The organism is Rhabdaerophilum sp. SD176, from assembly GCF_030143245.1.
GTDB lineage: Bacteria > Pseudomonadota > Alphaproteobacteria > Rhizobiales > Beijerinckiaceae > Rhabdaerophilum.
Window position 1 is genome coordinate 49,062 of the sequence record NZ_JARJNS010000005.1, and the last position, 13,290, is coordinate 62,351.

The following is a 13,290-nucleotide window of genomic DNA, read 5'->3' on the forward strand; positions in this document are numbered from 1 at the left end:
GCCGCACGCGCACTCCTCGGAAGGTGGCTAGTATCGATGCGGCGCCATAGCGCGGTTCTGGATGGGCGATCAACGGCTTTTGTCGCTTTGGCGGCTCTGGCCGGATTTCCCGCCCTCATTGCCGCCGCTTTCGGCCAGAGCCCGTCGAGCGACAGGGCCCAGCCCGACACGCCCCCCGCTCCGCCCCGGACCGTGGCCACGGCGATCCAGATCGCGAACCTTCCGCTCGGTGTGGTGACCTTTCCGAACGGCAAGGCCATGAACCTGACGGTGGCGCTCGGCTCGGCCGCCTTCCGGCACCCGAAGGATCCGCCCGGCCGGCTCTGGCTGATGACCGATCGCGGTCCGAGCATTCCCTGCGTGGATGCGAAGCGCATGATCGGCATCGAGCCGGAACAGGCCTGCCCGGCCGACCGGAATGGCCGTATCTACCCGCTCGCCGGGTTCGTCCCCTCGATCTATGCGGTCGATATCGGCCAGGACCAGGTGGCCCGGATCAATGTCTTTGTGCCCTTCAAGGGCAAGTCGGGACGCCCGGTTTCAGGCCGGCCGAACGCGGCCGGTGGCAATGGTCGTGCCGAGGGCATTTTCGCCACTGATGGGCGGGCCCTGCCGCCGGACCCCTCCGGGATTGATCCCGAGGCCTTTATCCGCCTGCAGGACGGGTCCTACTGGGTCGCCGAGGAATTCGGCCCCTCGCTGCTCGAAGTCGCGCCCGACGGCACGGTGCGCCGGCGGCTGGTGCCGTCGAATGCCGCGGCGGATTTCAAGGATGCCGATTACGAGATCGTCCCCAACCTGCCGCCGATCATGCGCCAGAAGGGCCAGAATCGCGGCTTCGAGGGCCTCGCCGTCTCGCCGGACGAGAAGTTCCTCTATGTGATGATGCAGTCTCCCCTGGCCAATCCGGATGTTCAGGTCCTGCAGACCTCGCGCAATGTCCGTCTCTGGAAGATCGAGCGCGAGACCGGCGCGATTGCCGGCCAGTTCTTCTACCAGCTGGATATGCCTGCGGCCTTCCGGGCCGATCGGGAAGGGCGGGAACGCAGTCAGCAGGACGTGCATGTCAGCGAGATTGTCGCGCTCCGCCCGGATCGGCTGCTCATCCTCGAGCGGATCGACAAGACCTCGCGCCTCTTCATCGTCGCGCTGGACGAGGCGAACCGCGTGCCGCCGGAATTCGACTCCGCCGAGATGAACCCGAGCCTGGAAGCCCTGTCAGGCGAGACGCTGGCTTTGCGCGGCCTCAAGCCGCTTCCCAAGATCCTCATTCTCGATACCGACTCGGTTCCCGGCCTGCCCGCCAAGATCGAGGGTGTTGCGGTTATGGCACCGGACGAGCTGATTCTCGTCAACGACAATGATTTCGGCATCGACGGCGTGCGTACACAGATGTTCCGCGTTACATTACCGGCACCTGTGCTGCGCTGACAGGTCGCCTGTCCTGCGCCGTGCCGGATATTCGTTGCCAGAATGAGGTCGGGCCATGACGTTGCCTGGGGTTCGCGCCAAGGGGTTTCTTCCGGTCCGGACGGCAGCTGGCCAGCCCTTTGCCAGGTCGATGGTCCTTGCTGTGGCGATCGCCCTTTCCTGCGCAATCGTGCTGGCCCAGCAGAGCCCTGCCCCGCCCGCGCCCCCGGCCGCCGCGCCCGGAGCGCCGCCTGCCGCTCCGGCCAACCCACCCGTGACCGACGCGCCGAAGCCGCAGGCCGATGCCGCAGGCGGCGAGATGAAGGAAATCGTGCCGCAGCCCGTCCTGCGTTTCCGGGGCCAGAGCCCCTGGGACGAGGCGCATGTCGCGATCCGCAAGGCGATCGACCGGCTAGAGGCCGAAGCGAAGCGGCTGGGCCTCGCCCGGCAGGGCAACCCGATGGCTCATTTCATCGACAGCGACGATCTCGGCTTCACCTTCGAGGCCATGGTGCCGCTCGCCGCAGCGCCGGAAGCCGGCAAGACCTTTGCCGAGGGCATCGACGCCACGCTCTCGCCCGGCGGGCGCTCTGTCATCTTCCCCTATGAAGGCGCGAATGACGAGATCGACAATGCCTACGAGGCGCTGACGGCCTGGCTGGACGACAAGGGCCTTGTTTCCACCGGCCGCTACCTCGAGGAATACGAGAACCTGCCGGAACGCGGCGATGATCCCGGCATGAAGGCGAAGATCATCATCTTCCTGAAATAGGCCGGCGCCGGCTCATTGCCGGCTGGCGGCGGTCGCGATTCCGGCCCCGACCAGCAGCCCGCCGCCAATCCGGTTGAACAGACGGATGGCCGAGGGCTGGCGGAAAACATCCCGCGCCCGCGCTGCAACCAGCGCATAGCCGAACGCATTGGCGAAGGCGAGGATGAGGAACGTCGTCTCGAAAATCACCATCTGCGGCAGGAGCGGCTGCTTCGGATCGAGAAATTGCGGCAGGAAGGCCACGAAGAAGGTGATGCTCTTCGGGTTGAGTGCCGTGACCAGCCAGGCATGGGAAAGCATCTTCAGCTGCGATGTCGGACGCGTCTCCGCCCGCGCCTCGAGCGTGCCCCCGGCCCGGAACAGCTTGATTCCGAGCCAGACGAGATAGGCCGCGCCGGCCCATTTCAGCACGGTGAAGATCGTGGCCGAGGTCATCAGCAGGGCGCCGATCCCCAGCATGGAGAGCGTCATGGCGGTGAAATCGCCCAAGGCCACACCGGCCGCCATCGGCAGCGCGACCCGCCAGCCCTGCCCGAGGGCATAGGACATGACGAGCAGGATCGTCGGCCCCGGAATGAGCAGGAGCACCAGCGACGCACCGGAAAAGGCCAACCAGGTTTCGAAGGTCATCGGCAATCCTCGGGCATGGAATCGACCGGCTCAGGCTAGACCCGGCTACCTTCCTTGACCAGTGGCGCCTTTGGCTGTATCGAGCAGCCTCCAATCTGGTGAGATCAGCTTTGATCCGCCGACCGGGCCTCGGGCCCGGAGGTCAACGTCCGGCAGCGCGAGGCGCCCCCGGGCGCGGAACTGTTTGGAGCAAGGTCATGCCCCCAAGCCTGCCATCCGGCCGGTGGAGGGGCCGGTTCGAAACGGGTGAAACGCATGTTTGAAGGCCTTTCCGGTCGTCTCTCGGGCATTCTCGACAAGCTGACGCGCCGCGGCGCGCTCGGCGAGGCGGATGTGGCCGAGGCCATGCGCGAGGTGCGTCGGGCCCTGCTCGAGGCCGATGTCTCGCTCGATGTCGTCCGCGACTTTACCGAAAAGGTCCGCAGCCGCGCGGTCGGCGTGGATGTGGTCAAGTCCGTCACGCCCGGCCAGATGGTCGTCAAGATCGTCCATGACCAGCTGGTCGAGATGCTGGGCTCCGATGCCCGCCCGATTGATCTGGTGGCCACGCCGCCCGTCGGCATCCTCATGGTCGGCCTGCAGGGCTCCGGCAAGACAACGACCACCGCCAAGATCGCCAAGCGGCTGACCGAGCGCGAGAAGAAGAAGGTCCTGCTCGCTTCGCTCGATACGCGCCGCCCGGCAGCGATGGAGCAGCTCGCCGTGCTCGGCCGCGACAACGGCATCGATGTCCTGCCCATCGTGGCGGGCCAGAACGCGATCCAGATCGCCGAGCGCGCCGAACAGGCCGCCCGCCTCGGCGGTTTCGACGTCGTGATCTACGATACGGCCGGCCGCGTTACCCTCGATGACGAGCTGATGGAGGAAGTGGTCCGCGTACGGGACCGCATCCGCCCGCACGAGATCCTGCTCGTCGCCGATGCGCTGACCGGCCAGGACGCCGTCAACACCGCCCGCGCCTTCGATGGCCGCGTCGGGGTGACCGGCATCGTGCTGACCCGCGTCGACGGCGATGGCCGCGGCGGTGCGGCCCTGTCGATGCGCGCCGTCACTGGCAAGCCGATCAAGCTGATCGGTGTCGGCGAGAAGATGGATGCCCTCGAGGATTTCCATCCCGGCCGGATCGCCAACCGCATCCTCGGCATGGGCGATATCGTCAGCCTCGTCGAGAAGGCGGCGGCGAATATCGACCAGGACAAGGCGCTGGCCATGGCCGAGCGCATGCGGAAGGGCAAGTTCGATCTGAACGACCTGCGCGAGCAGCTCCGCCAGATGGAAAAGCTCGGCGGCATGGGCGGGCTGATGGGCATGCTGCCCGGCGTCGCCAAGATGAAGGACCAGATCGCGCAGGCCGGCATCGGCGACAAGATGGTCAAGCGTCAGGTCGCGATCATCAATTCGATGACGCCGTCCGAACGCGCCAATCCCGATCTTCTCAAGCATTCGCGCAAGAAGCGCATCGCGGCCGGCTCCGGCACCAATGCCGAGGAGATCAACAAGCTGCTCAAGATGCACCGGACCATGGCCGACATGATGAAGTCCATGGGCTCGGGCAAGCGCGGGCCGATGGCCGGCCTTGCCAGCATGTTCGGGCTGGGCGGCGGCATGCCGGACCTGTCCAAGATGGCGCCTCCCGGTGGCGGCGGCCTCTCGCCGGAAGCCCTCGCCGAGGCGCAGAAGAAACTCGAGCAGATGCAGGGCCCCGGCGGCAAGCCTGTTCTCCCTGGCCTCGCCAAACCCGGCCTTCCCGGCCTTGGAACCGGCGGCGGCCTACCCGGTCTCGGCGGCTTCAACCCGTTCCGCAAGAAGTAAGTTTTCCTTTCACCGAAACAGAGCAAATCCAGGAGTAACCCATGTCTCTGAAAATTCGTCTCGCCCGTGGCGGCGCCAAGAAGCGTCCGGTCTATCGCATCGTGGTGGCGGATGCCCGCGCCCCGCGTGACGGCCGCTTCCTTGAGAAGATCGGCACCTACAACCCGATGCTGGCCAAGGATTCGGCCGAGCGCGTGGTGATCGATCTCGAAAAGGCCAAGTCCTGGCTCGCCAAGGGCGCCCAACCGACCGATCGTGTGCTGCGCTTCCTCGATGCCGCCGGCGTCATGAAGCGTGAAGCGCGCAACAACCCGCAGAAGGCCGAGCCGGGCAAGAAGATGGCCGAGCGCGCCGCCGCCAAGGCCGAAGGCGCAGCCGAGTAATCGGCTATCGCCCCATCGAGAAACGGGCTCGCCCAGCGGCGAGCTTCCATGCCCGGGCCCTGCTCGGGCATTCTCGTATCGGCCGGGCGCTGCTGCCCGGCGGATCAAGGACAGGCCATGAAGAAACCCCGCTCCCGTTCTGCGCCGAAACCGCCCGCGCCGGAAAGCCGTGTCGCGCTGGCGGTGATCGGCGCCCCGCATGGCGTCCGCGGCGAATGCCGGGTCAAGGCCTACACGGCCGATCCGATGGCCATTGCCGATTACGGCCCGCTTTTCTCGGAGGACGGGCGCGTGTTCGAGATCGAGCAGGGCCGTTTTCTCAAGGATGACATGCTCGTCGTGAAATTCGTCGGCGAGGATGACCGGGATCGCGTCAAGGCGCTGACCGGCCTGCTCCTCTATGTCGATCGCGCCAGCCTGCCGCCTCCCGACGAGGAGGACGAGTTCTACCATGCCGACCTGATCGGCCTGCCGGTCTACGATCAGGCCGGCGCTCTGGTCGGCACCGTCCTCGCGATGCATGATTTTGGCGCCGGCGATCTGATGGAAATCCGCCCGGCCTCGGGTGGCGGCACGTGGCTTCAGCCCTTCACGCGCGTCGCCACGCCGGTTGTCGATATTCCCGGCCGGCGGATCGTGATCGACCCCGCCTTTCTGGCAAAGCCCGAACGCCGACCGCCCGGCATGGGCGAGGAGGGATGATGGAGGCCTTCCGGGCCACCGTGCTGACGCTGATGCCGGACATGTTCCCCGGCGCGCTCGGCCTGTCGCTGGCAGGGGATGCACTCCAGCGCGGGCTGTGGTCGCTTGCGGTCAAGGACATCCGCGACCACGGCATTGGCCGCCACCGGGCAGTGGATGACACGCCGGCCGGCGGCGGACCGGGCATGGTCATCCGCGCCGATGTGCTGGCGGCGGCAATCGACGCGGCCGTGCCGACGGAGGATACACGGCCCCGTTTCCTGCTCTCGCCCCGCGGGCGCGTTTTCGATCAGGCCCTCGCGCGCGGCCTGGCGGGCGGGCCGGGCGCGGTGCTGGTCTGCGGACGCTTTGAAGGCGTTGACGAGCGGGTCATTGCCGGGCGCGGCCTGCAGGAACTGTCGATCGGCGATTATGTGCTGTCCGGCGGCGAGATCGCGGCTCAGGTTGTGCTCGATGCCGTTATCCGGCTGCTGCCCGGGGTCATGGGCGGAGATGGCTCGGATCTCGAGGAAAGCCACGAGCAGGGGCTGCTCGAATACCCGCATTACACCCGGCCGCGAAGCTGGGAAGGCGGGGATATTCCCGCCATCCTGACCTCGGGCAACCATGCCGCCATTGCCCGCTGGCGGCAGGAGCAGGCAGAGGCGATCACCCGGATCCGCAGGCCGGATCTCTGGGCCAAATATCGCCGCTAACTGCGTTTTTTCGGCCTCGGGGGGTGACATTTCCTGCGGGATCGTGTACCGCCCGCAACTCAACTCACAACAGCGTCCCGAAACGCCCGCCAGGATAAGGCGAAACGGAAAAGGTTTGGTCCCATGGACATCATTGCTACGCTTGAAAAAGAAGAAGCCGAGCGCGTTCTCGGCGAGAAGAAGATCCCGGATTTCGCCCCGGGCGACACGGTCATCGTGAACGTGAAGGTCAAGGAAGGCGAACGCAGCCGCGTGCAGGCCTATGAAGGCGTGTGCATCGCCCGAAATGGCGGCGGCCTCAACGAGAGCTTCACCGTCCGCAAGATCTCGTATGGCGAAGGCGTCGAGCGCGTGTTTCCGCTCTATTCGCCGAACATCGATTCGATCAAGCTGGTCCGCCGCGGCAAGGTCCGCCGGGCAAAGCTCTATTACCTGCGCGATCGCCGCGGCAAGTCGGCGCGTATCGCCGAGCGCACGGACCGGAAAGAAACCCCGGCCAACTGACGTTCACAAAAGGCGGCCTCCGGGCCGCTTTTTTCTTGCACCCGCTTGGCCTCACGAAGGGTTGATGAAGCGCCCGTCTCGACTCCCGGATCGGATGTGACATGCTCGCATCGTCCCGGGGAACAACGCCGGGGGCCGGGGAGAACCGCCATGTCCGATCCGAACACGCCGAAACTGTCTGACGATGTCATTCGCCTGTATGACCGCTTCACGCATGGCGCAATGGATCGCCGCGCCTTCTTCGAGCGTCTGACGGGCCTGGCCGGCTCGGTTGCGGCGGCGACGGCTTTGCTGCCTCTGCTCCAGAACGATTATGCCCGCGCGGAAACAGTGCGGCCGGATGATCCGCGCCTTGTGGCCGAGGAAAAGGTCGCCATTCCCGGTTCCGATGCCGGGCTGACCGGCTATCTCGTCGGCCCGAAGGACCGCGCCCGGCGACCGGCGATGGTGATGATCCACGAGAATCGCGGCCTGAACCCGCATATCCGCGACATGACCCGGCGCGGCGCGCTGGCGGGCTATCTTACCCTTGGGATCGATGCGCTCTCCCCCGAAGGCGGAACACCGGCTGACGAGGACAAGGCGCGTGAGATGATCGGCCAGCTCAATGCCGAGACCGCCGCCCGCCGGATCGCGGCGGCAGTGCGTTTCCTCGGCTCGCATCCGCTTTCCACCGGCAAGGTCGGAGCGATGGGTTTCTGCTGGGGCGGCGGCATGGTCAATGCGGTTCTCGCCATAGAGCCGGCTTTGGCAGCCGGCGTCAGCTATTACGGCCGTCAGATCCCGGCCGAGCGGGTGGCCGGCATCCGGGGCGCGCTGCAACTCCACTATGCGGGCAAGGACGAGCGCATCAATGCCGGCATTCCCGCCTACCGTGCGGCGCTTGAAGCGGCGGGCAAGAGCTTCGAGCTTCACCTGTATGACGGCGTCGACCACGCTTTCAACAACGATACCAACGCCGCGCGCTATGATGCTGCGGCGGCGAAGCTGGCCTGGGAACGCAGCCTGGCCTTCCTGGCCCGCCATCTCGGTGCGCCGGCACCGACCGGCTGATTAGTTGCGCTTGCAACAAATTTCTTGCCAATCCGCCCGAAGCCCGGCATTCTTGCACTGGCAGGTGGCCGAAGGGCGGGAATCGCCATGTCCGGCTTGCTTGCGGGGAAATGATCGCAGGAAGGCAGATCCATGAACATCCATGCGCAAGCACGGGCCGGAGCCATGATCCGGGAAGAGGCCCGGAGCGGACTTCGCTACATGACGGGTTTCGGCAATTCCTTCGAGACGGAGGCGCTGCCCGATGCCCTGCCACTGGGCCGCAACTCGCCCCAGAAATGCAATTACGGACTCTATGCCGAGCAGCTTTCCGGTTCGCCCTTCACGGCACCGCGCTCGACCAACGAGCGCTCCTGGCTCTACCGGATCCAGCCCGGCGTGAAGCATCAGGGGCGCTACCGCAAGGCCGGCCTCGGCATGCTCCGGAGCGCGCCGAATCGCGAGGAATCAGCGCTGCCGATCGGCCAGATGCGCTGGATGCCGATCGCGCTGCCCGCGGAAGGCCTGAATTTCCGCACCGGCCTGCACACAATCACTACGGCAGGGGATGCGGAGGGGCAAAGCGGCATGGCGGCCCATATCGCCCTCGTGACACAGTCGATGACGGACGAGTATTTCTTCAACGCCGATGGCGAGTTGATGGTCGTTGCGCAGGAGGGCCGGCTGCGCTTCTGCACCGAATTCGGGATCATCGAGATCGAGCCCGGCGAAATCTGCGTGATCCCGCGCGGCGTAATCTTTCGCTGCGAACTGGTCGATGGCCCGGCCCGGGCCTATGTCTGCGAGAATTACGGCGGTGCCTTTACTCTGCCGGAACGGGGCCCGATCGGGGCGAACTGCCTCGCCAATGCCCGCGATTTCAAGACGCCAGTTGCCGCCTACGAAGACAAGGTCGGCCCCGCCCAGCTTTATGTGAAATGGTGCGGCGAGATGTTCGTGACCGATATCGGACAGTCACCGCTCGACGTGGTTGCCTGGCACGGCAATTACTATCCTTACAAATATGATCTCCGGCATTTCTCGCCGGTCGGCGCGATCCAGTTCGACCATCCCGATCCCTCGATCTTCACGGTGCTCACCTCGCCCTCCGGCGAGGCAGGCACGGCGAATATCGATTTTGTGATCTTCCCCGAGCGCTGGATGGTGGCCGAGAACACCTTCCGCCCGCCCTGGTATCACCGCAACATCATGAGCGAGTTCATGGGGCTGATCTACGGCGTCTATGACGCCAAGCCGAAGGGTTTCGTGCCGGGGGGGATGAGCCTTCACAACATGATGCTGCCGCACGGGCCGGATGCGCCGGCTTTCGGGAAGGCCTCGAACGAGCCGATGGTCCCGGTCAAGCTCGCCGGCACCATGGCCTTCATGCTGGAAACCCGGCTGCCCCAGCGGCTGACGGCCTATGCCTCGACACTCCAGGCCATCGATACCGAATATCTCGATTGCTGGGCCGGGCTCGAGCGCCATTTCGACCCGACGCGTAAGGAGCCGAACTGGTAACGGCATCGGCTGGCGCGTGAACATGAAAAAGGCCGGGTCACCCCGGCCTTTCTGCATTTAAGCCAATGCGCCTTACTTGCTCAGGCGCAACTCGGCGATGATATCGCTGATTTTCGAGAAGGCCGCCAAAAACTGGTCCTTATCCTTCGCATCGAAGAACTGTCCCTTCGTATTGATGGCGCAGTCCTTGAGAAGTGTCTTGATTGTTGCGTCAGACACATCAAAGGCGACTGTATAAATCTGAATCTCGCTGGTTTTGTCTGCTGCGATGTTTGCGCAAATTTTATTGACGAGATCGTTCGACTTGGCGGTGTCACTGCCCCAATGCTGGGGATAGGTCGGCGACTTTGTGTTCATACCGTCGGTCATGAGCACCAGGAACTTGCGCACCTGCTCGGTCGGCGTGCTTGTTGCAGCCGAAAAGGGTTCCTGCGCAGACAAGGTCCGCCAGCCCCAGATCAGGCCAGCCGGGATGTAGGTGTTGCCGCTGGGGCTGAGATTCTTGACCGTATTCTTGACCTTGGAAAAGTCGGAGGACAGCTCCAGCAAAGGGTCGCTGCACCAGGTATCCATGAGGCCGGGAATCTTGTTGCCATAGCTGCCATCCTGCGTGTCGAGGGGATGGTTACGCGAGCCGACGCAGCCGTGCCATTTGTGCCAGGCACCCTGAGACGTATTGCACTTTTCCTCTTCCGGCCCGTAGATCTTTTCGCAAACCTGCTTGTAATGCCCGGCCTTGGGCTGCGAGCCCCCACAGGAATATGGGACGCCATCATTGTAACACGTACCCGGCGGCTTACCCGGTTTCGGGGGAACCCAGACCTGCGTGCAATTCTTCTCGCCGATCACCGGCTTTTGCTTCCAGCAGTTCTTTTGAGGCGGATCCTGATAATCAGCCGGCACGTTCATCCAGGACTTGTTCCGGTTCGCAAGGCCGACATTGACGTATTCGGCGAAAGGAACCACCGAGAATTTCAGCTGGTCTGGCTTGGCCGACAGCTTGCTGAGAGTCTCGACCATGTCTCCGGCCGCCTTCTTCAGCGTGTCCATCTTCCAGCCGCTCATCGAGCCGGTCGTATCGAGGACAAGCGCGATCTCGGTCTTCGACGAGATGGTGCTGATCGCCTCTGCCAGCACATCCATGCTGACCTGTTCAAGGCCGAAAATGCCGCCAAAGAACGTCTTGACCGAACCGCTCGCCCGGACGCGATAGCCATAATTGGCGCCATCCTTGGTGATGTTCTCGGGAGACATGGTCAGTGCGAAGGCATCGGTGAGCTTGATCGTATTGGCTGCGAACACATCCTTGGCCACCTTCTCGCGCTCGGACGCCGTGCCCATGGTGCGGGCAGCGGCCAGGGCGGCGGAATCCGCAGCGGCGAAGATGGACGCGCGCATCTGCACGGCCCGGGAATAATCAACGGCCAGCCCGGTCACCCCGATAACGGATACGGCACCGAGGGCGAAAAGGCTGACGAAATTTCCACTCGTGTCGCGCCGGAACGCACGAAACAGCTTCAACAGACCGGACATGCAGGACCTCATCCCCTCACCGAACGCCTTAAGCGGCGTCGACATTTGCCAGATCTAACATTGCCGCGCGAAAATTCGCTTAAATGTCAGGTAGATATTTAGGGGCTTGCGGTAAGACCTCATTAATCATGAGCCAGCACCAGCCCTGGAGCGCGCAGAGGCACGGGAAGGCCAATTCCCGATTGTTTCCCCGGGCGGGCTGAGGCTATCCTTGCCGGACAAGACGCAATCATCGCGCCAGAGCCTTTCGTGGGAGTGAAATGAACCAGTTGGATCTTCGGGATCGCGTGGCGATCATCACCGGTGGTGCGCGTGGCATCGGCTATGCCATTGCCGAACGCGTGCTGCGCTCGGGCGGCGTGGCTGTGTTGTGGGATATGGACGAGGCTGCCCTCGGCGATGCAGCGGGGTCTCTGGCTCCGCTGGGGCCGGTCACGGCCGATCTCGTGCAACTGACGGACGAGACCTCCGTGGCGGCGGCGACAGCCAATGTCCTGTCGCGCCATGGCCGGATCGACATTGCCGTGAACAATGCCGGCATTACCGGCGGCAATGCCCGCCTCTGGGAGCTTGAACCGGCCGTCTGGCGGCAGGTCATCGAGGTCAATCTCGTAGCGCCCTATCTTGTCTGCCGGGCCATCGTGCCGGAAATGCTGAAGGGCGGCTATGGCCGGATCGTCAACATTGCCTCGATCGCCGGCAAGGAGGGCAACCCCAACGCCTCGCATTACTCGGCTTCCAAGGCCGGCCTGATCGCGCTGACGAAATCCCTCGGCAAGGAGCTGGCCACATCGAACATCCTGGTGAACTGTATCACCCCGGCTGCAGCGAAAACCGCGATCTTCGACCAGATGAAGCCTGAATTCATCCAGTTCATGCTCTCGAAGATCCCGATGGGCCGCTTCGTGCAGGTCGACGAGATCGCCGCCATGGCCTGCTGGCTGGCCTCGGAGGATTGTGCCTTCTCGACGGGTGCGGTTTTCGACATTTCCGGTGGCCGCGGGACCTATTGAGGTGGCGGTCCTACCGGTTGCCGTCGTCACGGGGGGCACGCGCGGCATCGGCGAGGGCATTGCCCGCGCCCTGGCGGCGGCGGGATATTCGGTCCTAGCGACCGGCCTCACCGAAGCGGAATGCGCTGCCTTCGCGCCGGACCCCGCCATCAAGGCCATGATGATGGATGTCACCGCCGATGGCTCGGTCGCTACAGTCTTTTCCGGCCTCGACCGGCTGGACCTGCTGGTCAATTGCGCCGGCACGATCCAGCGCGGCGGCCGGGAATTCGAAATCGAGGCCTTCCGGCTCACGCTGGAGGTGAACCTCGTCGGCACGATGCGCTGTTGCCTGGCCGCAAGGCCGCTTCTTGCCCGGAACGCCGGCTCGATCATCAACACGGCCTCGATGCTGACCTTCCAGGGCTCGCCCTTCGTCCCGGGCTATTCCGCCTCGAAGGGCGGCGTCGGCCAGCTGACCAAGAGCCTCGCGGCCGCCTGGGCACCGGAGGGAATCCGCGTCAATGCCGTCGCGCCGGGTTGGATCGACACGGAGCTGACGCGCCCGCTCGTGGAAGACCCTGCCCGCTCCGCGCCGATCCTGGATCGGACCCCCATGAAGAGATGGGGGAAGCCGGATGATGTGGCCGGCGCGGTCGTCTTCCTCGCCTCCGAATCCGCCCGCTTCATCACCGGCACGATTCTGCCGGTTGATGGCGGCTATCTCACCCTTTGACCCCTTGAGGACCCGCCATGACAGCCCCCGTCCCGCTCGATTCCGAAAAGTGGCAGCCCTACCGTCACCCGATGCCGAAGGAGAGCCCGCCTGAACTCGTCGTGCCGAACGTCATCCCGCAGGACGAACGGATCTGGGTGCCGGTGGATGACAATGTCTGGTTCCGCCCGCTCTGCATGTCGGCCAGCCGCGGCTATTGGATGAACCTGCTGCGCGTGCGCCGTGCCGGCGTCCTCTCGCGCCATCGGCACCCGCAGCCGGTGCATGGCTATGTGCTCAAGGGTCAATGGCGCTATCTTGAGCATGACTGGGTTGCAACCGAGGGTTCCTATGTCTACGAGGCGCCCGGCGAGACGCACACGCTGGTCGTTGATCCGCATGTCGAGGAGATGATCACGATGTTCCAGGTCAACGGCGCGATGATCTACTGTGATCCGGACGGCAAGTGCACCGGTTATGACGACGTCTTCACGCGGATCGACAAATGCCGCAAGCATTACGCAGCCAACGGGCTTGGCGAAGGCTATGTCGACCAGTTCATCCGCTGAAGCGGCCGGCGTGATTATCA

The 13,290-nt window shown here is 64.6% G+C and carries 14 protein-coding genes; 12 read left to right on the forward strand and 2 right to left on the reverse strand.

From position 1 onward, the window contains the following. The first annotated feature begins 36 nt into the window (after positions 1-36). Together P0652_RS12455 and P0652_RS12460 are read left to right on the forward strand one after the other, a co-directional pair. Positions 37-1,431, forward strand: coding sequence for an esterase-like activity of phytase family protein (locus P0652_RS12455; protein ID WP_284179156.1), 1,395 nt, complete (start codon positions 37-39; stop codon positions 1,429-1,431). 55 nt (positions 1,432-1,486) lie between these two features. Further along, a complete protein-coding gene (locus P0652_RS12460; RefSeq protein WP_284179157.1) occupies positions 1,487-2,182 on the forward strand; it encodes a GyrI-like domain-containing protein in 696 nt (231 codons plus the stop codon). Positions 2,183-2,194: 12 nt separating this feature from the next. On the opposite strand, the gene P0652_RS12465 is transcribed toward P0652_RS12460, so the two are convergent. Beyond that, positions 2,195-2,812 (reverse strand): LysE family translocator, encoded by a 618-nt coding sequence (locus P0652_RS12465; protein ID WP_284179158.1) that lies wholly within the window; start codon positions 2,810-2,812, stop codon positions 2,195-2,197. Positions 2,813-3,067: 255 nt separating this feature from the next. Here P0652_RS12465 and ffh point away from each other — a divergent pair, with 255 nt between their 5' ends. The 7 genes from ffh to hmgA all read left to right on the forward strand — a co-directional run bounded on the left by ffh (position 3,068) and on the right by hmgA (position 9,461). Beyond that, the gene (ffh, locus tag P0652_RS12470) at positions 3,068-4,624 is read left to right on the forward strand and encodes a signal recognition particle protein (RefSeq protein WP_284179160.1); all 1,557 of its coding nucleotides are present in this window, start codon (positions 3,068-3,070) and stop codon (positions 4,622-4,624) included. Positions 4,625-4,665: 41 nt separating this feature from the next. Then, the gene (gene rpsP, locus P0652_RS12475) at positions 4,666-5,007 is read left to right on the forward strand and encodes a 30S ribosomal protein S16 (RefSeq protein ID WP_284179161.1); all 342 of its coding nucleotides are present in this window, start codon (positions 4,666-4,668) and stop codon (positions 5,005-5,007) included. 117 nt (positions 5,008-5,124) lie between these two features. Then, positions 5,125-5,709 carry a ribosome maturation factor RimM gene (rimM, locus tag P0652_RS12480; RefSeq protein ID WP_284179162.1) on the forward strand — a complete coding sequence of 195 codons (585 nt, stop codon included), beginning with the start codon at positions 5,125-5,127 and terminating at the stop codon, positions 5,707-5,709. Then, positions 5,706-6,404, forward strand: a complete 699-nt coding sequence (gene trmD, locus P0652_RS12485) for a tRNA (guanosine(37)-N1)-methyltransferase TrmD (protein WP_284179163.1) — start codon at positions 5,706-5,708, stop codon at positions 6,402-6,404. The genes rimM and trmD overlap by 4 nt, the downstream gene beginning before the upstream one ends. A 123-nt stretch (positions 6,405-6,527) precedes the next feature. Continuing rightward, positions 6,528-6,908 (forward strand): 50S ribosomal protein L19, encoded by a 381-nt coding sequence (gene rplS / locus P0652_RS12490; RefSeq protein ID WP_284179164.1) that lies wholly within the window; start codon positions 6,528-6,530, stop codon positions 6,906-6,908. Positions 6,909-7,058: 150 nt separating this feature from the next. Continuing rightward, on the forward strand, positions 7,059-7,961 hold the full coding sequence (locus tag P0652_RS12495; RefSeq protein WP_284179165.1) for a dienelactone hydrolase family protein: 903 nt from the start codon (positions 7,059-7,061) through the stop codon (positions 7,959-7,961). Between the two features lie 165 nt (positions 7,962-8,126). Then, positions 8,127-9,461: a homogentisate 1,2-dioxygenase gene (hmgA, locus tag P0652_RS12500; RefSeq protein WP_284179539.1), complete on the forward strand. Its 1,335-nt coding sequence runs from the start codon at positions 8,127-8,129 to the stop codon at positions 9,459-9,461. 72 nt (positions 9,462-9,533) lie between these two features. Here hmgA and P0652_RS12505 read toward each other — a convergent pair whose 3' ends face one another. Continuing rightward, positions 9,534-11,039, reverse strand: coding sequence for a vWA domain-containing protein (locus P0652_RS12505; RefSeq protein WP_349774986.1), 1,506 nt, complete (start codon positions 11,037-11,039; stop codon positions 9,534-9,536). Positions 11,040-11,254: 215 nt separating this feature from the next. On the opposite strand from P0652_RS12505, the gene P0652_RS12510 reads away from it, so the two are divergent. Genes P0652_RS12510 through P0652_RS12520 form a run of 3 tightly spaced genes read left to right on the forward strand, consistent with a single transcriptional unit; the run spans position 11,255 to position 13,270 of the window. Further along, positions 11,255-12,007, forward strand: coding sequence for an SDR family NAD(P)-dependent oxidoreductase (locus tag P0652_RS12510; RefSeq protein WP_284179167.1), 753 nt, complete (start codon positions 11,255-11,257; stop codon positions 12,005-12,007). A gap of 1 nt (position 12,008) precedes the next feature. Further along, a complete protein-coding gene (locus tag P0652_RS12515; protein WP_284179168.1) occupies positions 12,009-12,722 on the forward strand; it encodes an SDR family NAD(P)-dependent oxidoreductase in 714 nt (237 codons plus the stop codon). A 17-nt stretch (positions 12,723-12,739) separates the two neighbouring features. Next, complete coding sequence (locus P0652_RS12520) at positions 12,740-13,270, forward strand: 2,4'-dihydroxyacetophenone dioxygenase family protein (RefSeq protein WP_284179169.1); 531 nt, start codon at positions 12,740-12,742, stop codon at positions 13,268-13,270. Positions 13,271-13,290: the final 20 nt, after the last annotated feature.